This is a genomic window from Synechococcus sp. PCC 7502 (genome assembly GCF_000317085.1).
GTDB lineage: Bacteria > Cyanobacteriota > Cyanobacteriia > Pseudanabaenales > Pseudanabaenaceae > PCC-7502.
In genome coordinates this window covers 336,466-357,446 of record NC_019702.1, presented here as the reverse complement: position 1 = coordinate 357,446, position 20,981 = coordinate 336,466, and the positions used below count along the sequence as shown (strand labels likewise).

Here is a 20,981-nt window from a genome sequence, read left to right as displayed (position 1 = left end):
AATTAAAACCAAAATCCTTTTCACTTTTTCAACTTAACGCCAATTAAATTAGTAGACCAGTTTTCAATGACAATAATTGTTCAAAAATATGGTGGGTCTTCCGTAGCCGATGCCGACAGAATTAAAGCCGTAAGCGATCGCATTAAAAAAACGGTAACTCAGGGTAATCAAGTTGTAGTTGTGGTTTCTGCCATGGGGAAAACTACTGATGGTTTAGTCAAATTAGCGACATCCCTATCCGATCAGCCCAATGGACGAGAACTAGATTTATTACTAGCGGCAGGTGAGCAAATTAGTATTGCTTTAGTAGCAATGGGATTACAAACCCTAGGATTACCAGCGATCGCTCTAACGGGGAATCAAGTCCGCATTATTACTGAAGATCGACACACAAGGGCAAGAATTTTAAGCATTGAAACTGCTCGAATTAAGGCTGAGCTAGATCAAGGCAGGGTAGTAGTAATTGCAGGCTTTCAGGGTATTGCTCAAGATTCCTATGAAATCACAACCCTCGGACGTGGTGGTTCTGATACTTCGGCGGTGGCGATCGCTGCGGCTTTACAGGCAGATTTATGTGAAATTTATACCGATGTCCCCGGAATTTTAACCACCGATCCACGCTTGGTACCCAATGCTCAACTACTATCGGAAATTAGCTGTGATGAAATGCTAGAACTAGCAAGCCTAGGGGCAAAGGTCTTACATCCAAGAGCAGTGGAAATTGCTCGAAATTTTGGGATTAAGTTGGCGGTACGTTCCAGTTGGTTAGATGATCTCGGCACCATTGTTACAGCCCCAGCTATTGCCAGTGGAAATCTTCACACCCTAGAAGTAAATAAATTTGTCGATGGGGTTTGTATTGACCAAGATCAAGCCAAAATTGCTTTACTTCATATTCCCGATCGCCCTGGTATTGCCTTTAAGTTATTTGGAGCCTTTGCTGAAGCTGGCATTGACGTAGATTTAATTATCCAATCCGTACATAAACAAACTGTTGGTAGCGATCGCCTTAATGACATTGCGTTTACCGTGAGCAAAAAAGATTTAGAGCGTTCCCAAATTTTGGTTAATAGTTTAAGTCTAGGAGCTAAACATATAGTAGTTGAAGACCAAATAGCCAAGGTTAGCATTGTGGGCGTGGGCATTGTGGGCAGACCGGGCATTGTTGCCAAGATGTTCCTTGCTTTGGCAGAGGCGGGTGTGAATATTCAATTAATTTCTACTTCGGAGATTAAAGTTAGTTGTGTGATTGCATCGGAGGATAGTAAACAGGCGATCGCCACATTACAAAAATACTTTGATGTTCCGATCATTACAACTTTTATACCAGTAAACCCTGCTGCTGACCAGATTCCCGTTCGAGGTGTAGCACTGGATCAAAATCAGGCACAATTAGCAATTCTTCAAGTTCCCGATCGCCCAGGTATAGCTGCGGGATTATTACAACAACTGGCAGAGCGTGGAGTTTGCGTGGACATGATCATTCAGTCCCAACCTAATCAAAATGCCAATGATATTGCTTTTACCTTACCCAGTTCCGATTTGCATTTGGCAGAAACAGTTTTACAACAGGCAGCGTCTAAACTAGGATACCGAGATGTGATTAGTGACGGGGCGATCGCCAAAGTGAGTATTGTAGGAGCAGGTATGATTAACCAGCCGGGTATTGCTGCTCGTATGTTTAAGGCATTGGCACAGGCAAATATTAATATTGAAATGATTGCCACCTCGGAGATCAAAGTTAGTTGTGTAGTGCATCAAGATGTTGCGTCTATTGCCTTACGAGCTATCCATACTGAATTTAATCTGGGCGGTAATGATAATGTTTTAGTTGGTGCAGCAATCGCAAAATAGTAAATCACCAGTAAATCGCATAGTAAATAAATATGTCTTCAGATCAGCCTCAATCTTCTTCCTCCAAGCTTACTAATTTAGCCAAGGAATATTTACCCACCCTAGCAGTAGCAGGATTAATCGTGTTTGGGGTACGCACGTTTATTGCTGAACCTCGTTATATCCCCTCTAGTTCGATGGAGCCAACCCTCCAGATTAATGATCGCCTGATCATTGAAAAACTTTCCTATCGATTTCGCAAACCAGAACGGGGCGAAGTGCTTGTATTTAATCCCCCCGCTGTACCTGCCGTACCCGATGCCAGCTTGGTTTATATCAAACGTTTAATTGGCTTACCGGGCGATCGCATATCAATTCACGATGGCAAAGTATTTGTAAATGATCAGGCTTTAAATGAACCTTATATCAAAGAGTCCCCTGACTATACCCTACCGACTAATGATCCCGCCCTATGCCCTAATTGCTTTATCCCACCAGTTATAGTTAAAAAAGGCAAAACCATGAGCTTTACTGTGCCTCCTGGTAGCTACTGGATGATGGGTGATAATCGTAATAATAGTCTTGACTCCCATGCTTGGGGATTTTTACCCGAACAAAATATTGTAGGTAGAGCCTATTTTCGCTATTGGCCCCCCGATGATCGATTGGGAGAATTAGTTACACCGCAATATCAGCCTCAAACAATCCCATCAACCCCGTCCACAATCACTAAATAATAACCGATTAAAAATGCTAGGAGCGGGTTAAAACTGCTTCCATATTGGAAATAAAAGAGGTGCCAGCCATAACGGCATTACAGAGATGATAACAGTCGTCGCTTTGTCTATAGGTAGTTTGAAATCCCGTTCGCAGTTGCTTATCATCCATCACCCAGTACCTTTGAATAATTGACTCATGGGATACCCACCCTTCCCCTTCAATTTTACCCATCACACTATGCTGCAAGATAAAAGAGAATCGGCGTTCGTCAGGGTCTAGGCGACCTTTATAGGTTAGAGTTTGTTCGGGTAAATTAGCCTCAGGAAAAGTTAACTTAGTTGCCATCGTAAACCAGCCATCCTTTGTCCATGTTATGAGGGTGCGACCTTTAACAGGAGTAGGCTCAGCCTTGCGTTCAATCCAAGTTCCTTCCAACTTCCAGCGACCAGGTTCTAGTAAAAATGTATGCTCCACCTCAGTTTGTGCCTCCAACCCAGATGCGTAGTCCCCAGAACATAATTAAGATTACCCCAAGGATGAAATCAACTCTCATAAGTTTAAGATTAGTCCAACGTACCTGATGATGATTGGGGTTTGTGAAGCCTCTTACTTCCATAGCACTAGCAGTTTGTTCGGCACGGATAAATAGGTTATCTACTAGTCTTTCTGCCACCACTAACCATAGAGCGATCGCCCGTTTATAGCCCAGTTTTTTCCAATTAATTGCCCTGGTTCGCACTGCCCGCACCAAATTTTGAATTTCCTCTAATACTAAAGGTACAAACCGCAAAGCTAGGGTTAGGGTTAGGGTAATTTCGACAACGGGAATTTTGAACCGTTTTAAGGGAGAACTTAAAGCACTGATGGCAGTAGTAATTTCTTCGGGAGAAGTTGTTAAAAGATAAAGGGTTGGAGCATACAGAAACGTAAAAATTAATGCCCCTACTCTAATGCCTACGTCTAGCGATCGCCTGCTAACTTGAATAGCACTAAACTTCCATGCGTATTGATAATTTGTGGGCTGGGGCAAAGTCACTTCCGGAATGGGACGGCGCGGCTGGTGACTAACATTCAAACCGTCGGCGGAGATGGCAATTAGGGAAAATACCAAACTAGCTAGGACTAAAATCAAAGCCATTTGCTGCTTCCACACCCGTTCAGGAATGCCCGAGCTTAGGGTTAATACAATTAAAATCACCACTATCCCAATCCGCCACAAAGGGTTTGCCAAGGTGGGAGATAGTAAAAAAGTTAGAAGCCAAAACAACTTAACCCGAGGATCAATTTTGTGAAGCCAAGTAATAGGTTGCTCTAAATACAGACCAATAACTAGCGATCGTAATATGTCCATTAATAATTAACACTATTCAGATATTTCCAAGTTTGTGATCTTGATTTATTTCCAAGCAATTCAGCCTATGATAAATGATCTGGTAAATGATTTAAGGATTAATTGAGCGGCTTTTAAGTTTTAGGAGTTTTAGGGCTTGATCTGAATCAAAACATAACGAGTAGCATTTAGGGTTGCCTCTATATCTGCCTCAGAATGTGCCAAAGATGTAAATCCTGCCTCGAATTGGGATGGAGCTAAATAAATGCCTTGCTCAAGCATACCCCGATGAAACTTACTAAATTTTTGTAAATCAGAGGTTTTGGCATCGTTGTAGTCATAAACTTGCTTCTCTGTAAAGAATAGTCCAAACATTGCCCCGATTTGATTACCTGTAGCAGCATGACCAGTTTCGTGAGCGATCGCCAGCATCCCATCTGCCAATTTTTTCGTAGTAGCCTCTAATTGACTATAGGTACCAGCTTGTTTAAGTAACTCAAGGGTTTTAATTCCCGCAGTCATAGCGATCGGATTTCCCGATAGAGTTCCCGCCTGATACATCGATCCAGCAGGAGCAACCATTTCCATAATTTCCCTGCGACCACCATAGGCACCCACGGGTAACCCACCCCCAATCACCTTCCCAAGGCAAGTCAAGTCTGGAGTTACGCCAAATTTTTCCTGTGCGCCACCGTAAGAAACACGGAATCCCGTCATGACTTCATCAAATACTAATAAAGCATCATTTTCATGGGCAAGTTCCTTTAATCCTGCTAAGAATCCGGGCTTAGGAATAATACAACCAGCATTTCCTACTACTGGCTCAATAATAATTCCCGCAATCTGCCCTTTATTTGCTTCAAATAGTGCTTTAACTGCCTCTAGGTCATTATAAGGAGCCGTCAGAGTATTAGCTGTTGTCGATTTAGGTACACCTGGAGAGTCTGGTAAGCCTAAAGTAGCCACCCCAGAACCAGCTTGCACTAAAAACATATCGGCGTGACCGTGATAGCAGCCCTCAAATTTGATAATTTTATCTCGACCTGTATAGGCACGCATTAACCTCAACACTGACATACAGGCTTCGGTACCCGAGCTTACAAACCTCACCATTTCAATACTTGGGACTGCATCAATCACCATCTCTGCCAAGATATTTTCTAAAATGCAAGGTGCGCCAAAACTTGTTCCTTTATAGGTGGCTTTAACGATCGCCTCAATCACAACTGGATGAGCATGACCAACAATAGCGGGACCCCAGCTACCAATGTAATCAATATATTTATTCCCATCCACATCCCACGCATACGCCCCTGCCACACGATCAAATACAATTGGCTCACCACCGACGGACTTAAATGCTCTCACGGGGGAACTTACCCCACCGGGCATTAGGTGTTTTGCCTGATTGAAAATTTCTTGCGATTTCGTTGTATTAAAAGTTGAAGCAGTCATATTCTTTGAGTTGAGGATGTGAAAATTTAAGCTGATAAATTAATCTTTATCTAAATCTTACTGAACCTAAGCCCCAAAAATCTTAAAGACAAAGGTTTCTTAATACTATTGCAGTTTCCCAATAAATACAGTATTAACATCAGTTGCGAGCAAAGCTTCTATAGCTTCTTTGATGGCACCCCCAAAGACTAAGGTAAGATACCTTATCCCTAATTAGACTTAAGAACTAGTCTACTAGCAAAATCTTGAGCTTTTCTGAGTAGTATTCTACTAAAGTTAAGTTACTTACTTAAAAAGTCTTTTGTTTTTTTACAAATTAGTTGTGTTACCCAGAAAACTGATAGTTGGGCTGATTTTAGTTATTAGTAGGGCAGCTACAGCGTAAATGATTGGTGAAGTTTCTAATCACAAATGGTACTTGACAAGATTAAATTATATGTATATACATATTATATGATTAATTTAACTCCAAAGCCTAAACTTGCGATCGCCTATCAAGTGCCTATGACCTGCATGGGGTTTCATGTTCGCAGGGCTTCACGGATTATGGCACAACAGTATGATGCCGCATTTCGTCCAGTTGGCTTAGTGCAAACGCAATTTACTTTGTTAGTCGCGATTCACTTATTAGAGCCTGTGCCTATCACCCAGTTAGCTCAAGAGTTGTTGACGGATCAAACCACTATCACTCGCAACATCAAGTTGTTAGAGCAGAGGGGATTGGTCGCCTTCAATCTAGGCGAAGATCGGCGGATCAAGCTAGCATCTTTGACGATTGACGGAAAATCGGTTCTGGAACAAGCCCTGCCTTTATGGGAACAAGCCCAAACCGATGTAAGACAGCACCTTGGAGAACAGAAGTGGCAAGATTTGCTATCCCTCTTATCGGAGGTAAAAACTTTGAATCAAAGAAGCTGATAAAAAAGTTATCTCCCAAAAAACGCATAGCAGTAGTTTATAACTGTGGAGGTTTTAATGGTTCATGTCAGTCATCGCCCTAAGATTTTAGTCACGGGGGCAACGGGCAAAACGGGCAGGGCTGTGGTAGCCCAACTGTTGGAGAAAGGTTTTCCCGTGCGAGCGATCGTCCGCTCTCGTGATACTAGGAGCCAACGACTCGATCGCCTCGGTGCGGAAACCGTCGTTGCTGATATGTTCGATGTGGATCGGATGACGGCAGCAATGCAGGGAACGGTACGGGCTTATTATTGCCCACCGATGCATCCCTTAATGATCCAGAGTGCGGCGGTGTTTGTTACTGCGGCAAAAGCGGTAAAACTGGAAGCGATCGTAGGACTCAGTCAATGGACAGCAAGTGCCAACCATCCCTCCCTACATACGCGCCAAGTGTGGCTAGTGGAACAGATGTTGGCGGCGATCCCCGATATAGCCTACGTGAATCTCAATCCTGGATACTTTGTCGATAACTATCTGCGGTTGATTGACTTTGCATCTTTACTGGGGCTTTTTCCCATCTTGACTGGGCATAGCCGCAATGCCCCCCCATCTAACGAGGATATCGCTCGCGTTGCCGTTGCACTATTGATGGCTCCTGATCGCTATGCAGGCAAGCGCTTTCGTCCAACTGGTTCCAAACTCATGTCCGCCTATGATATGGCTGGGGTCATTCGCAAGGTGCTGGGCAGTCCTGTTTTTGCCTTTGATTTGCCTTGGTGGATGTTTGAACGTGCGGCACGCTTACAGGGTGTCTCGGCGTTTGAAGTGGGCAGTTTGCTCGTAAAACTATTGCGAATCGGTTACGCGCTTTTATGCAATTTAATCTCGTTCCCTTTACCCCCGGGTATAACTTGAATGGATTTGAGCGGCAGCATTTCCTTCCCATCCTGTCCGATCCGCAGTTCGTAATGAGTAGCGATCGCTGGCAGTCTGAACATGCACCCCATTAGCTCATTCAAATCAAAAAAAGTCAATTTTGTGGACATTACCAGTATGAATAATTGGCAAAAGCGATTGTATTCCCGCTATGGCTCTTGGGCTGTCGTTACAGGGGCATCCTCTGGAATCGGTAAAGAAATGGCTCTAAGATTGGCTGAAGCCAGATTAAATCTTGTCTTAGTAGCACGCAGTCAGAATGTTTTGGAGCAGATGGCAACCGACTTGAGCAAGCAGTATGGGATTGATACGCGAGTGGTGCGCCTAGATTTGGCAGTAGAAACAGGAGTTGATACCCTTGCGACTATCACCCAAGATTTGGATGTTGGGTTACTGGTAGCATCGGCAGGTTTTGGTACATCTGGATCGTTTCTCAATTCCCAATTAGAGCAAGAAATGGAAATGCTAAACGTGAACTGTCGTGCCATCTTGGCACTCTCTTGGTACTTCGGGCGGCGGTTTGCGAATCAGGGGCGTGGCGGGTTGGTACTCATGAGTTCGATCGTAGGTTTGCAGGGAATGCCCTTTGCCGCCCACTATGCAGCTACTAAAGCTTATGTGCAAACTCTAGCAGAAGCACTGTATGTTGAACTAGCTCCAACGGGTGTGGATGTGATTGCCTCTGCACCCGGTCCAACCAACAGTGGATTTGCTGACCGTGCGCGAATGCAGATGGGTAAGGTTCTGCATCCAAAGGAAGTGGCTCAAGGGACATTGAATGCTTTGGGGCGAAAATCTTTCGTGTTGCCTGGACTGTTAACCAAACTACTGACTTACTCACTTACGCCCTTACCTCGTTGGGCGCGGGTGCAAATTATGGGCAGTGTGATGAAGAGTATGACGCATTAATCAATTACTTAATCAATTACAAGGAGATACTTTCTTTCCCATGAATGAACAAATTTCGGAGAACCAACAGACTGTGGATAACCCTGGAGTAATTGCTTTTCCACCCGCTCTGTATGGAGTTACGTTAGCGATCGGATTAGGACTCAGTTTCTTTTTCCCAGTTAGCTTTTTGCCTCTTTCAATATCTCTGTCTTTGGCAGCGTTAGCTTTGATTGCTGCGGGATGGTTCTCGACCTCCGCATTTCAGACGATGACACAGGCACAAACGGCGATCGATCCTGCAAAACCTGCTACAGCGATCGTCTCGGATGGAGTTTTCCGTTTCAGTCGCAATCCGCTCTATTTGTCTCTTACATTGCTCTATATCGGTATCAGCTTGCTACTCAATGCAGTCTGGGCTTTCCCCCTATTATTACCACTTTTAGCGGTAGTCCAAATCGGAGTGATTCAGCGCGAAGAGATTTACCTAGAGCGGAAATTTGGCGATCAGTATCTACGCTACAAAGCCAAAGTACGTCGCTGGTTATAATCGAAGACTAACGACTCCCCCATACATGAATGTTCCCTTTATGATTAGATTAACTACCCCTGATGACATCTCTGATGTAATTGCTTTAGCAGAAGCAACGGGTTTGTTTGAGCCAGAGCAAATCGAATCTCTCGCCCAAATGATACATCAATATTTCAACTGCAAAACAGAATCTAGAGACTTGTGGTTGACCTACTACAGCGACAAACCTGTCGGAGTTGCTTACGTCGCACCTGAGCGAATGACCGAAGGAACATGGAATTTATATTTGATTGCGGTGCATCCGAATCACCAGAAGAAAGGATACGGGAAGACCCTGCTACAGCATGTAGAGAAAACACTAGGCGATCGAGGTGAACGTATTTTATTAGTGGAAACGTCTGGAACCGAAGACTTTGAATACGTTCGCAGGTTTTATCGCAATAACGGATTCGAGGAGGAAGCACGGATTCGAGAATTTTATGCATCTGGCATTGACAAAATTGTTTTCCGTAAGGTTCTGCCTAAAACCAAAGCTATGTAAACACTAAATTTTAAGGAAGCTCCCATGACAAAATTTGATGACCATCCCACCGTGAAGCTTTTGCGATCGCAACAAAAATCTCAAGAGCAGAATTCTCAATATATGATCTCATCACCGCTCGATCGCGATTGGTTGCGTTCGTTCTGCTTAGATTTGGGTGTTGATGATGTGGGTTTTGTAAGTATCAATCAACCAGAAATGGACGATCAACGGGCTAAGCTATTACAGGCTTTTCCGCAGACAAAAAGTTTGATTAGTTTTGTCTGTCGCATGAATCGAGATAATGTTCGCAATCCTGCCCGCTCTGTCGCCAATGTGGAATTTCACCACACGGGGGAGGATGTCAACATGATCGCTCGCAAAATTGTCAGAGAATTAGAAGATCGGGGGATTAGGGCTATCAATCCAGCGATGGGATTTCCGATGGAAGCCCAAGACTTTCTCAATGTCGGCAAAAATGTCTGGGTGGTTTCTCACAAACCGATCGCTGTCGCCGCAGGATTGGGACATATGGGCATTCATCGCAATGTGATTCATCCCAAATTTGGCAACTTCATTCTCTTGGGTACTGTGCTGTTAAATGCTGAGGTGACAGAATACGATCGCCCGATTGATTACAACCCTTGCGTGGAGTGCAAACTCTGTGTAGCTGCCTGTCCCGTGGGGGCGATCGCCTCGGATGGCAGTTTCAATTTCTCAGCTTGCTATACCCACAACTATCGCGAATTTTTAGGAGGATTTACTGATTGGGTAAAGAATATTGCCGAAAGTAAAACGGCGAAAGACTACGAGCGCAAAGTGGGCGAGGCGGACTCGGCAAGTATGTGGCAAAGTTTATCCTTTGGAGCCAATTATAAAGCCGCCTATTGTCTCGCTTCCTGCCCTGCGGGTGAAGATGTGATGGCTCCCTTTTTGCATAACCGTAAAGAATTTATTCAAGAGGTCGTCAAACCACTTCAAGATAAGGTCGAGACAGTGTATGTTGTTTCTGGTTCAGATGCCGAAGCTCACACCGCTAAACGTTTTCCCCACAAGCAGATCAAGCTGGTTCGCAACAGCCTAACGCCCATTTCCATAGCAGGCTTTAGGAACGGCTTGTCATTAACTTTTCAACCGAATCAATCCAAAGGTCTCAACGCGACCTACCATTTCTTATTTACTAGTCAGGAATTTTCACAGTTCACGGTCAATATTTTTAATCAAGTTTGTGAAGTTCATGATGGATTGGTGGGTAAACCCGATCTGATCGTCGAAGCAGATAGTAAAACTTGGATTGCTTTTTTGCGAAAATATCAAAATATTGTTTTGGCAATTCTGACTGGCAAAATCCGCATCAAAGGTGATATTCGTTTACTACTCAAATTCGGAAAATGCTTCCCATCTTAAGCCAACTTAAGTTCATGAATCGCTCGCATGGCTAGCTCGACGCACGAGATCGTTATGAACTGCATACACTAGAATGGATGAAAAATTTGGTAATGATTTATCCAAGCATGGAATTCAAGTTTACTGATGCTTTCAGGCTCTGTTTTTAATGAGAGATTTCCTCTTAATCACTATTCCCTAAGTTATAGTAAATCAAGTAATTCAATACCTAAATCCTGTGACTGTAGCGACTCCAAAGACCTTAGAAACCATCTTAGAAAAATTAATAGCTGAAGCTAAAACCTCGACCACGGCGGCGGAGGCATACTATCTTAGTTCCGAAGATACCCCGATTGAATTTGAGAATAACCGTCTTAAAACCCTACAAACCAAGGCACAACAAGGCGTAGCTTTACGGGTAATCGTTAATGGCAAAATTGGTTTTGCTAGTTCTACGGACTTAAATCGATTGGATGAATTAGTAGCTGCGGCTGTGCAAACTGCGGAAATTGGCGAGGCGGCAGATTTTGAGTTTGCTTCGGATTTTCAGTATCAACCAGAACTTGATTCCACATCTCAACCCAGCACCGATCATTTAGTACAAGTTGGTGATCGCCTGATCAGTCAAGTGCGAGCATATAACCCTGATATTTTGGTGGGTGTGGATTTCCATGTGCGTTCAATTCGGACAGCGATCGCTACTAGTCATGGGGTATTGGCACAGAATCAACGCCGCACCACAAGTGCAACCCTTGGCGGAAACTTGGTTAAAGGTGAGGATTTTTTACAGGCATACAGCTATCAAGTTGTGGGGACTGGAGAGCCAGATTACGATCTCCTAGTGCAGCAGGTCATTCAAAAATATCAATGGGCTGAGAGATCGGCAAGTATTGACAGTGGCACATTACCAGTTTTATTTACACCTAGAGCAGTTGCCAGTGTAATTGGGGGACTATTTGATAGCATTCTTTCGGGGCAGGTCGTAACCCAAAAAGCTTCACCCTTAGCAGATAAGGTCGGACAAAAATTATTTAGCGATCGCCTGAGTATCTATGAAGACCCAACTATTGGCATATCGGCAGTCAAATTTGATGATGAAGGCACACCCACCACAGCTAAAACTTTCATTGATCAAGGCGTGGTCAAAGGTTTTTATTGGGATCGGAAATGGGCAGCAAGGGTAGGCTTGACTTCTACAGGTAACGGCTTTAGGGGTGGATTATCTCGTCCGAGTCCCGATACCTCAAATTTATGTATTGCTGGGGGGCAAACTAGCTATGCCGACTTGATTGCGGGGATTAAAGAAGGCATTATTGTTGACCAAGTTTTAGGGGCAGGGCAGTCCAATCAATTGGCGGGAGAGTTTTCTGTAAATTTAGATTTAGGCTACAAAGTGGTAAATGGTGAAATTGTGGGCAGAGTCAAAAACACAATGGTGGCTGGTAGCATTTTTGAGGCTTTTGAAAACCTAGTGGATTTAAGTTCTGAAACGGAATGGATTGGCGGTGGAGCGTTAATGCCTGCGATTCTATTTGGGCAACTTGGCGTAGCATCTCGTAATGCCTAGATTTCTGGGAAATCATCTCCTTTAGGAAAAAATTTAGAATCCAGAGTCTGTTCTAGGCTATAGGGAAAATTCTCAGGGAAAATCTTAGCTGATAAATTAGTCTCTGCACTGGCTAAGTCTCTGGCATTTTCATAGGCATCAATTACAGCTTCAGGAATGTAGGGCTTAAGACTGGGATTCTCTTGCAAAAGTCGGATAATTTCACGGCGTTGAATTCTAATAGTTGCTAACCAGCTATGGCTGCGGCGTGCTTCTTGATATTCCCACTTAAGTAGATGGGCAATTAAAATTGCTAGGCGATTCCTGAATTCTTGCCGTTGTTGCTTACCCAAAGATTCAATCTCTTCTACTAAATTTGACAGGTCGATTTTTTCCCATTCATGAGAATTAAGTAAGTTGACTTGCTGTTTTATCCAAGCATAAAAGTCATGTTCATAGAGATTGCTTGAAGAAGTTTCAGTTTTTTCGAGCATTCTGGTTAATCCTTTGGAGGGTTATTAATGAGTAGTATAGCCTAAGCCATAGCTTGCGCTTAATATGTGGGCTTGAGGAGACTACTGCGTCCAGAATAGTTATAATATTGGGGCTTAGAATCAGAAAAGTTATTAGCAAAATGCAAATTTATACTTCAGTTAGTAATGTCGGTAATTGGGTTGGAGATGGTTGTGCGATCGCAATTTTTAAAAATGAACCATTACTAACGCCCGAACTCATAGCTTTGGATCAACAAATTTTTGCAGGCACCTTACAGGATTTAATTACTGAAAATGAGTTTAAGGCTGACGCTGAGAGTAATGTTAGTTCTCGTCTGAGTGTAGGTAGTCCTATTCGTAAAGTATTACTGCTGGGTTTGGGCGATCGCAACAAAGTCACCCTAGAAACATGGCGGAAGGCATCGGCGCAGGCGGTAAAATGGGCAGAACAGAATAAATGTAAAACTCTAGCTTTAGCTTTTCCCTTGGATAATAGTAAAAAAGAAGAAGAATTTGCGACTACTCAAGCGATTGCTGAAGGCATTATTCTCGCTGCCCACAAAGATAAAAGATTTAAGTCTGATCAAAAAGGTAACGGTAAATTAGAAAATATTGAAATTTTAGGTACAGATTCTGATGCTGCTAAAGCAGGAATTGCCCAAGCTCAAAAAATCTGTAGTGGCGTGATCCTTGCCCGTGAGTTAGTCGCTGCTCCTGCCAATATAGTTACGCCCCAAGCTCTAGCCACTGAAGCACAGGTGATCGCTGATGCCTATACCTATGTTAGCCTAGAGGTTTTAGAAAAAGCTGACTGTGAAGCATTGGGCATGGGTGCATTTTTAGGTGTCTCGCAGGCATCGGATTTACCACCAAAATTTATTCATCTTACCTATCGTCCTCAAACCGTCACCAAAAAATTGGGCATTATTGGTAAAGGCGTGACCTTTGATTCGGGTGGGCTAAATATTAAAGCAGGACCTGGTAGCAGCATTGAAATGATGAAAATGGATATGGGAGGAGCCGCTGCTATGCTTGGAGCTGCTAAAGCGATCGCCCAAATTCAACCAGACGGGATCGAAGTTCACTTTATTTCCGCTGTCTGTGAAAACATGATTAATGGCAATGCTTTACACCCTGGGGATATTCTGACCGCTTCCAATGGTAAAACCATCGAGGTGAACAATACCGATGCTGAAGGTCGGTTAACCCTTGCTGATGCTTTGGTATTTGCAGATAAATTAGGCTTAGATGCGATCGTGGACTTGGCAACCCTAACTGGAGCAATCATTATTTCTCTAGGTACTACTATGGCAGGCTATTGGGCAAATGATGATGAATTGGCAACAAAAATTGAAACTGCGGCAAGTACTGCAGGGGAAAAATTCTGGCGGATGCCCCTTGAAGAATCCTACTTTGACAAAATGAAGTCGGTAGTGGCAGACTTTAAAAATACTGGTTCCAGAGAGGGGGGATCAATTACTGCCGCTTTATTCCTTAAGCAATTTATCGATAAAACCCCTGCATGGGCGCACCTAGATATTGCGGGTCCCGTATGGGCAGATAAGGACTCAGGTTATACCAATGTGGGAGGTACAGGCTATCCTGTTAGAACTTTGGTGAATCTAATCCTAAACTTTTAGCACTATAATTTTTATCAGTATTTACCAACCTCATCTAAAATTAAACATAAGCATTAACCCAGCAACTCTATGCCGCTAAAATCTACAACCCGACATATTCATATCCTTGCTGCCAGTATTGAAGACAACTCCCTAGTTGATAGTGAAGATACGCTTACTTTGGATGTTGATCCCGATGATGAATTAATTTGGACAGATGCTGCTCTCAAACAGGTTTACAGTAAATTTGAAGAGTTAGTAACCCAGTATAAAGGTGCAGACCTAACTGACTATAACCTGCGGCGGATTGGTTCCGATCTTGAGCATTTTGTGCGATCGCTCCTGCAAAAAGGTGAAGTTTCCTACAATCTCAGCCATCGAGCCGTAAATTACAGCCTAGGTTTACCCCGCCTTGGACAACCTGAATAATCTACAAGGAGAATAAATTATGTCTGAAGAAGTCACAACTGCTAACCCTGTTCCTGAGGCAAAACCTAAAGCTAAAGTCGAAAAAGTTAAGCAACCCACAGTGGAGGAATTACCATTCTCGGAATTTATTGCTAATCATTACCTTCCTGCCTTGGCTAAAGCCTTCGCAAATCTGGGAATTACTGATTTAAACCTGCAACTTGAGGATTTACAGATCAAAGGTAATTGGAAAAACCAGATTCGGCAGTTTATTATTTATTTTGCTAAACAGGACATTAACGGACAGAAAGCCTTTTCCTGTTGGGACGCAGGTTCTCAGCCTTCGGTAATTGAGCCATTTTTAATAGATGAACGCAAAGCCACCCTCGATCTATTGGTATTTGCCGTAGTACAAAGGCTGAATGCCCAAAAATGGTTGGCAGCTAATTAAATTCAATCAGGAAATAGGGACACTAATAGGCTGAGTATGTGACTTTGAACCAAATTGTTAAGAGAGTTACTTTAATTATTCTCACATTACTGGCGATCGCTTTCATTGGGTTATCTTTGGGCGAAAGTGCTAATTCCCCCCAAGCACAAACTAGTCTTGACTTAATTCAAACTGATTTAATGTTAAATGTCAGTGGGTGGCAGTCTAGTAATCTTGAAGAAATAGCGATCAAGAATGTATTTGTGGGTTCCAACTCCCAAAGACTTTATGCTCAAGCTCTAGAGGCTTATGAACAAGCTTTAGAGTCAAATCAGCCTAATTCACCTAAGCAAAAAGTTATCCAAAAATCCATACTCAAATCTGAAGATATTGCCAATTTAAGCCTACGGTTGGGAATTTTATACGCCAAAGTCGGCAAACCTAAACAGGCGATCGCGATCTGGCAGAATATAGCTCAGGAAAAATCCCTAGGAAAATATGCTACTACTGCCCAAGTATTAGAAGGATTATGGTCGCAGCCTGGATTAATATTTCCCGATGCCGAAAATAAAATTCGCTCTAACCTCAAGGGTTGGTTTCGCAGCGAAGCACTGGAACGATTATATAAAGCCCAGCAACTAGACACAGCCTCGACGATGGGGGAGCTAAGCTTACAGCGTGACCTAGATGCCGAAACCTCCATAGAAAAACTTTTACTTGCCAGCAGTGTTACGGTGATTGGCGGCGGACTGGGTGTAATTTTTATTGCCATCCTAGGCTTACAGAGATTATTTTTTGCCCAGAGTTCTCCCCTCCAACCGACAACTGATTCTACTTGGCATACACCTTGGCAACTGGAAAAAGCTTGGGAAGTTATGGTTCTGTGGTTTACTGCCTATGTGGCGATGTCACAAATCTTTTTACCCACGGCGATCCATATATTAGGCATTTATCCTGACAGCACTTGGAATTCCCGCGATCGCGCTATTTTTATCTTAATTCCCTATGTGGCATCGATGGCACCTATGTTACTAATTTTTAGGGGAGCATTGCGGGATTTCTTACCTTTACCCAACTATTTATTCCAGTTAAAACTCAAAACTTGGAATTGGCTAAGGTGGGGCTTGGGAGGTTATATTGCCGCAATTCCAGTTATTTTAGCTGTCTCTGCCCTAAATCAACGGCTATTAGATGGACAGGGTGGGGGAAATCCACTATTGCCAATTTTAGTCCAAGATCAAAATAGTATTGCTAAACTGCTGCTATGGATGACCGTGGCGATCGCCGCCCCATTTTTTGAAGAGTTATTATTTAGAGGGTTTTTACTGCCATCTTTAATTTCTGCGCTAGTTTCGGTATTGGGGCAAAGGTTTAAATCTCCATCCCTAGCAACTTGGTTAGGAATTTTCTTTAGTGGTTTAGGGTTTGCGATCGCTCACCTTAATTTAGGCGATATTTTACCCTTAACTGCCCTTGGCATGATGCTGGGATTTATCTATGTGCGATCACAGAATCTCTTGGCACCCATGCTCATGCACTCCCTCTGGAATAGTGGTACCTTTTTTACTCTGCTGGTACTAGGTTCTTCTGGCTCTTAGGTTGGATATTAGGCGCATTGATCCAAGGAAAAATATGATAGCTTGATTTACCTTGCCGCTTTGCCTGATACATTGCCATATCCGCGTCTCGCAGTAACTCTTCGGAGTTTTTGTAGTGGGATGTAATCATAGCGATACCAATACTTGCCCCCACAGAAACCCTATGTCCATCAATGTGAAAGGGTTCAGATAAATTGGTTTGAATTCGCAACGCACAAATTTCCGCTTGGCTTAATTCTGTTATTTCCTCTAAAACAACGGCAAACTCATCTCCACCTAGGCGAGCCACTGTATCAACATTACGGAGGGATAATTGCAGGCGATCGCTAACTTGAACTAATAAAGCATCCCCCACTCCATGCCCTAGATTATCATTTACTGCCTTAAATCGATCTAAATCAATGAACATCACCCCAAACAGCCTGTCTTTTGAGCGTTGATAGTGCCTAAATGACTGCTCTAGTCGATTCATAAATAGCCCCCGATTGGCTAATCCAGTTAGGGCATCATGCAAAGCATTGTAAGAAAGTTGCTCTTCTACCCGCTGACGTTCCTTAATTTCTTCGGTAAGTTGAATATTAATAGTCTTTAGTTCATCTTGGGATTGTTCTAAAGCAACGAGGGTATCTTCCAGCTTGGCATTGACTAAACTCAGAATTTTTGATTGAGCTAGAAAAATAGTATGGCAATCAACTACCCGCAATCCATCTTGGGCGATGGCAATAATTGGTTCACACAGAATATTATCAGTACGACTTAAAACAATCCGAGCTGCAGCATCTACCTTGGTACTAGCAGATAAACGCAGGGGACGAGTATTAATAAACGGAATTATCCTGCGAATGGGCTGATTGGTAAATAGTTCTAGTCCGTAGGGCTTACTCATGCGTTCCAGAAATTTACGCCTTGAGAGCATATTAATAATTAAACCCTCGCGATCGACAATTACGACTGCTGGTACCTGTAAATCTTGCTCAAATCTTTTTGCTACTTCACTAACTTTGGTATCAAGGCTAACTTGAAAAAGATGGTAAGGCAGATCGGCAAGCGTGGAATCTACGTTAATACAGCTAAGGTCAATCATGGGATTTAAAAATTAAGCCAGCGTAACGGCAGAAAGTTGAGGGTTGATATATAAGCCTTTTATTGTACTAGAATTGTTCATCAGTTTGCTCTAACGTAGAGTTAGACTAAGCCGTGAATGTAGGTAGATGAGTTACTTTCAATAGCAATATTCATCATCCGAGTAGTACGGATCGTAGAAGTTAATATAGAGCCTGTTTCATATCTCATGAGTAGCAATTCTTTTTAGCATCAAACGAATAAAGCAAAGATTGAGTTTAGCTGTAGCATTAACGAGAGTTCTCTCAAAGTTCTTAACTAAGATTTTGCATCTTTCAACCCAAGCATTTGACCTTTCAATTACCCACCTTGTCGGCACAACTACAAACCCAGACAGACCTTTTTCTGCCTTCTGTTGCTTTGATACCTTAGGAGAAATTTCAAACCTAATCTTAGTCATAATCTCAGGATATATCTTCTCTAGTTCTTGGATCAGTTTCTCGATATGATAACCACTATCCAGCAATATCGTAGTTAGCGTAATGTCATCTGGTTTCGATTTGAAGTAATCAATGTTAATCGTTAACATCTCAATCAGTCCTTGGTCATCTGATACATTTGCTCTTGTTAAATAGGTAAAGAAAGGAAATCCCAGAGTGTCAACGGCTAAATGTCTTTTGATCCCGTTAGTTGCTTTGTAGGAGCAGAAGCCCTTGGATTCTATACTTGCATTACAAGTATTTTTCACTGCTTGTGAGTCAATGATGATTAAAGTTGTCCATTTTGATTTTTTTTGACTGTTCACGGGCTGTTGAATGCAAGGTTTCCATAATCGCAGTAAATGTACCTGTATCTTTCCACTCCTTGTAGTATCGATAGACTGTAGAGAATGGTGGTAAGTCTCGGGGCATATCTCGCCAATTACAACCGTTTTTGAGTTGGTAGAGTATGCCGTCTAAAATTTGTCTTTTTGTCCAAGTTGGCGGTCTAGTTTGCTTTTTCTTTGGGAGCAATGGTTCTATAATTTCCCATTCTTTATCTGTTAGGCTACTTGAGTATGGATTTAGCATTTTCTAAGTATCATACATCTTGCTCATAATAGATATGAAACAGGCTCTATAAAGCGCATCGAAGACATTTTCTACCCCATTGAAGGATACTCCGTCATACTTGGAAGTTCCAATGGCTTGCAGTCGTTATAAACTGCTTTGATGCTTCAGATAAGGGACTAAATGCATCATAAAGTCGCGTTTACCTATTGTTACTCCTGCCATACGCAGGATATTGTACGCCGTTGTTATATGGAAATAAAAGTTTGGTATCAGAAAATCATCTACATACAAAAGCCCAGATAATTCTAAGTATAGCCCTTGCCCAAGATCAATCCGATTGAGTTCTGACAGTTTAGAATCAGCAACATTGATACTTGCCAATAACCCCTTAGTCGATAAAATATGACCACGCAACTCAACTAGAGATGTTACATCGGGGTTCAAGTTGTTTGCCGACTGTCCTAAGCACCACAATGCAAAGTTACGGGGCTGATTGCAAGTTGTGTGCCGAAAGGAAACATATCGGGTGCTATGCGATGCTGCAATAGAGATTCTACATCATTTGCGAAATGACTCTCTGCTATCTCTAAAATATGAATCAACGTATCGAGCCTAGAACTGAAGATATTTTGTAGTGCTATGATCTTCTGACTTTCCATACGTTTTTTAGAAACATTTTTAGAAACATAAATTGTAAGGCATGGCTATGTTGTAGAAGTGTAGTAGAAGGATTAGAAAAAATTTAGGACTATCTATGCCTCTAATAAACGACTCAAAATAGCTTCATGATTTAAGCCTTGATCGATCAAGCTATTCACAATATGCAAGCGATCGCTAATACCAAGCACAAACCGATTTACATCCGCTCCCATAGATTCACAGGAAATTTGCACCGCTATTAATTCTCTACCCGTCAATCGAGAGAAAAATGAAGTGAGAATACCCGCCTCGAGAAAACAACTAGGACGAGACTGATTAGATAGCTGCTGACTATAGGCAGATCGAGAAGTTTTAATCAGGATAAATCCCCGATCTTGATAGGTGGGATCAAATTCCAACTGTCCCCAACCGTGGGTAGTCCAGCATTGCTTCAGCGCTGCCAAGAAAATCCCCATATCAATTTCAGCTAAGGGAGCATGGTAAAAGTCTGTTATTTCCTCATTGAAGCGAGTATAAAAGTTCTTACCCCACCATTTACCACAATTAAAAAGCACTAACCCTGCTGCTTGCCCTGTTTCTTTTTCTAGTCCTGAATATAAAGCTTTAATTAAGGTTGTAGGTACAGCAATCAGGCGATCGCCCCGCCGATTTTCTAACAGCCCCGATTCTAAATCTCCACGCACATAGGTTTCATAGCCGAAATAGTTGCCTGAAACTTGGTTTTCTTGAATTAAATCTGCAACGGAAATCATGTCGTTATCTTAAATCAATATCACTATCTGAGCTTAAAGCGATCAGAGTCATTTAAATCATAAATTTTTACTTTATTAAGGTTACTTCATTAAAGAAGCAACTTCTTACCCCTGTGTGGCAAGCAATATTTCCCACCTGCTCAATTTTAATTAATAACGCATCCGCATCACAGTCATAGTAAATCTGTTTAACCTTTTGGATATGTCCAGAGGTAGCTCCCTTATGCCAAAGTTCAGAACGAGAACGACTCCAGTAATGGACTTCTTGGGTTTTGAGGGTTAATGCTAAAGACTCTGAATTCATCCATGCCATCATTAACACGGTGCCATCTTGATCATCTTGAGCGATCGCTGGAATCAAACCCTGAGCATCAAACTTTAATTTAGCTAGTAATGGCTCAATGGGGTTATTTATATCAGTCATACATATTAAAAGTAAAAGTCTTTTTTAGTTATGCTGCTGTGCATTGGTCGTTGAACAAGTGACAGTTTATCTAAAGGACAGCGTTAAGTTTCAGTGCGATCGCCAATCCGTAGGGTAAGTTAATAAAATGTAACGCCTTTTTAAAGGCTAATTATTTGCGGGTTATAGTAATAAATTATACTTTCTGTATAGACACAAAAAACGTGATCTTAGGTAGAAATTTTGTGTCTAATACCTAGTTATACGGCTTGACTACCCCCCATCAGGAGGATTAGACCAATGGCAGCCCAACATGATTCTGTTTGGGATCGTATACCGCAACCTATCAGGAAGCGATTTGTTTGGCTCCTGTGGTTTGCTACATGGATTGGCTTGCTTGTAGGTCTGTATAACCGAGTGTTCTACGAGTATGTAGTTATCTTTTCTGCTGCCCATGCCC

At 42.5% G+C, this 20,981-nt stretch carries 21 protein-coding genes and 2 pseudogenes; 13 read left to right on the top strand and 10 right to left on the bottom strand.

The genetic code is table 11. The features are described from left to right. Positions 1 to 66: 66 nt before the first annotated feature. Positions 67 to 1,854, top strand: coding sequence for an aspartate kinase (locus tag SYN7502_RS01700; protein WP_015167170.1), 1,788 nt, complete (start codon positions 67 to 69; stop codon positions 1,852 to 1,854). Between the two features lie 32 nt (positions 1,855 to 1,886). Beyond that, complete coding sequence (gene lepB, locus SYN7502_RS01695) at positions 1,887 to 2,570, top strand: signal peptidase I (RefSeq protein WP_015167169.1); 684 nt, start codon at positions 1,887 to 1,889, stop codon at positions 2,568 to 2,570. Positions 2,571 to 2,586: 16 nt separating this feature from the next. On the opposite strand, the gene SYN7502_RS01690 is transcribed toward lepB, so the two are convergent. From SYN7502_RS01690 to hemL, 3 genes are all read right to left on the bottom strand, one after another. Beyond that, positions 2,587 to 3,027, bottom strand: a complete 441-nt coding sequence (locus SYN7502_RS01690) for a hypothetical protein (protein ID WP_015167168.1) — start codon at positions 3,025 to 3,027, stop codon at positions 2,587 to 2,589. 1 nt (position 3,028) lies between these two features. Further along, a complete protein-coding gene (locus SYN7502_RS01685; protein WP_015167167.1) occupies positions 3,029 to 3,904 on the bottom strand; it encodes an energy-coupling factor transporter transmembrane component T family protein in 876 nt (291 codons plus the stop codon). 129 nt (positions 3,905 to 4,033) lie between these two features. Next, entirely contained in the window at positions 4,034 to 5,338 is a 1,305-nt protein-coding gene (gene hemL / locus SYN7502_RS01680; RefSeq protein WP_015167166.1) for a glutamate-1-semialdehyde 2,1-aminomutase, read from the bottom strand. A gap of 453 nt (positions 5,339 to 5,791) precedes the next feature. Here hemL and SYN7502_RS01675 point away from each other — a divergent pair, with 453 nt between their 5' ends. From SYN7502_RS01675 to SYN7502_RS01645, 7 genes are all read left to right on the top strand, one after another. Then, positions 5,792 to 6,256: a MarR family winged helix-turn-helix transcriptional regulator gene (locus SYN7502_RS01675; protein ID WP_041429167.1), complete on the top strand. Its 465-nt coding sequence runs from the start codon at positions 5,792 to 5,794 to the stop codon at positions 6,254 to 6,256. 57 nt (positions 6,257 to 6,313) lie between these two features. After that, positions 6,314 to 7,150 (top strand): NmrA family NAD(P)-binding protein, encoded by an 837-nt coding sequence (locus SYN7502_RS01670; RefSeq protein ID WP_015167164.1) that lies wholly within the window; start codon positions 6,314 to 6,316, stop codon positions 7,148 to 7,150. Between the two features lie 138 nt (positions 7,151 to 7,288). Then, complete coding sequence (locus tag SYN7502_RS01665; protein ID WP_015167163.1) at positions 7,289 to 8,080, top strand: SDR family NAD(P)-dependent oxidoreductase; 792 nt, start codon at positions 7,289 to 7,291, stop codon at positions 8,078 to 8,080. Positions 8,081 to 8,120: 40 nt separating this feature from the next. Then, entirely contained in the window at positions 8,121 to 8,609 is a 489-nt protein-coding gene (locus SYN7502_RS01660) for a methyltransferase family protein (protein WP_015167162.1), read from the top strand. Positions 8,610 to 8,634: 25 nt separating this feature from the next. After that, on the top strand, positions 8,635 to 9,132 hold the full coding sequence (locus tag SYN7502_RS01655) for a GNAT family N-acetyltransferase (protein WP_015167161.1): 498 nt from the start codon (positions 8,635 to 8,637) through the stop codon (positions 9,130 to 9,132). Positions 9,133 to 9,156: 24 nt separating this feature from the next. Beyond that, on the top strand, positions 9,157 to 10,518 hold the full coding sequence (locus SYN7502_RS01650; RefSeq protein WP_015167160.1) for an SCP2 sterol-binding domain-containing protein: 1,362 nt from the start codon (positions 9,157 to 9,159) through the stop codon (positions 10,516 to 10,518). A gap of 217 nt (positions 10,519 to 10,735) precedes the next feature. After that, positions 10,736 to 12,064, top strand: a complete 1,329-nt coding sequence (locus tag SYN7502_RS01645) for a TldD/PmbA family protein (protein ID WP_015167159.1) — start codon at positions 10,736 to 10,738, stop codon at positions 12,062 to 12,064. On the opposite strand, the gene SYN7502_RS01640 is transcribed toward SYN7502_RS01645, so the two are convergent. After that, on the bottom strand, positions 12,061 to 12,537 hold the full coding sequence (locus tag SYN7502_RS01640; RefSeq protein WP_015167158.1) for a DUF29 domain-containing protein: 477 nt from the start codon (positions 12,535 to 12,537) through the stop codon (positions 12,061 to 12,063). The genes SYN7502_RS01645 and SYN7502_RS01640 overlap by 4 nt on opposite strands. A 140-nt stretch (positions 12,538 to 12,677) precedes the next feature. Here SYN7502_RS01640 and SYN7502_RS01635 point away from each other — a divergent pair, with 140 nt between their 5' ends. The 4 genes from SYN7502_RS01635 to SYN7502_RS01620 all read left to right on the top strand — a co-directional run bounded on the left by SYN7502_RS01635 (position 12,678) and on the right by SYN7502_RS01620 (position 16,592). Next, positions 12,678 to 14,177: a leucyl aminopeptidase gene (locus SYN7502_RS01635; protein WP_015167157.1), complete on the top strand. Its 1,500-nt coding sequence runs from the start codon at positions 12,678 to 12,680 to the stop codon at positions 14,175 to 14,177. 69 nt (positions 14,178 to 14,246) lie between these two features. Beyond that, positions 14,247 to 14,585: an NAD(P)H-quinone oxidoreductase subunit M gene (ndhM, locus tag SYN7502_RS01630; protein ID WP_015167156.1), complete on the top strand. Its 339-nt coding sequence runs from the start codon at positions 14,247 to 14,249 to the stop codon at positions 14,583 to 14,585. 19 nt (positions 14,586 to 14,604) lie between these two features. Further along, positions 14,605 to 15,015: a DUF2996 domain-containing protein gene (locus tag SYN7502_RS01625; RefSeq protein WP_015167155.1), complete on the top strand. Its 411-nt coding sequence runs from the start codon at positions 14,605 to 14,607 to the stop codon at positions 15,013 to 15,015. A 38-nt stretch (positions 15,016 to 15,053) separates the two neighbouring features. After that, positions 15,054 to 16,592 (top strand): type II CAAX endopeptidase family protein, encoded by a 1,539-nt coding sequence (locus SYN7502_RS01620; RefSeq protein WP_015167154.1) that lies wholly within the window; start codon positions 15,054 to 15,056, stop codon positions 16,590 to 16,592. Here the strand turns inward: SYN7502_RS01620 and SYN7502_RS18035 are convergent. The 6 genes and pseudogenes from SYN7502_RS18035 to hisI form a co-directional block, all read right to left on the bottom strand. Further along, entirely contained in the window at positions 16,558 to 17,676 is a 1,119-nt protein-coding gene (locus SYN7502_RS18035; RefSeq protein ID WP_015167153.1) for a GGDEF domain-containing protein, read from the bottom strand. The two genes, SYN7502_RS01620 and SYN7502_RS18035, sit on opposite strands and share 35 nt — an antisense overlap. Positions 17,677 to 17,874: 198 nt before the next feature. Continuing rightward, positions 17,875 to 18,459, bottom strand: coding sequence for a transposase (locus tag SYN7502_RS01610; protein WP_371257757.1), 585 nt, complete (start codon positions 18,457 to 18,459; stop codon positions 17,875 to 17,877). Next, positions 18,413 to 18,724, bottom strand: a complete 312-nt coding sequence (locus tag SYN7502_RS01605) for a transposase (RefSeq protein WP_041429164.1) — start codon at positions 18,722 to 18,724, stop codon at positions 18,413 to 18,415. The genes SYN7502_RS01610 and SYN7502_RS01605 overlap by 47 nt, the downstream gene beginning before the upstream one ends. 126 nt (positions 18,725 to 18,850) lie before the next feature. Continuing rightward, positions 18,851 to 19,365: pseudogene (locus tag SYN7502_RS01600) on the bottom strand (DUF1993 domain-containing protein). A 93-nt stretch (positions 19,366 to 19,458) separates the two neighbouring features. After that, complete coding sequence (locus tag SYN7502_RS01595; protein ID WP_015167151.1) at positions 19,459 to 20,118, bottom strand: V4R domain-containing protein; 660 nt, start codon at positions 20,116 to 20,118, stop codon at positions 19,459 to 19,461. Between the two features lie 85 nt (positions 20,119 to 20,203). Beyond that, positions 20,204 to 20,542, bottom strand: a pseudogene (hisI, locus tag SYN7502_RS01590) (phosphoribosyl-AMP cyclohydrolase); the annotation flags it as partial. Between the last annotated feature and the right edge of the window lie 439 nt (positions 20,543 to 20,981).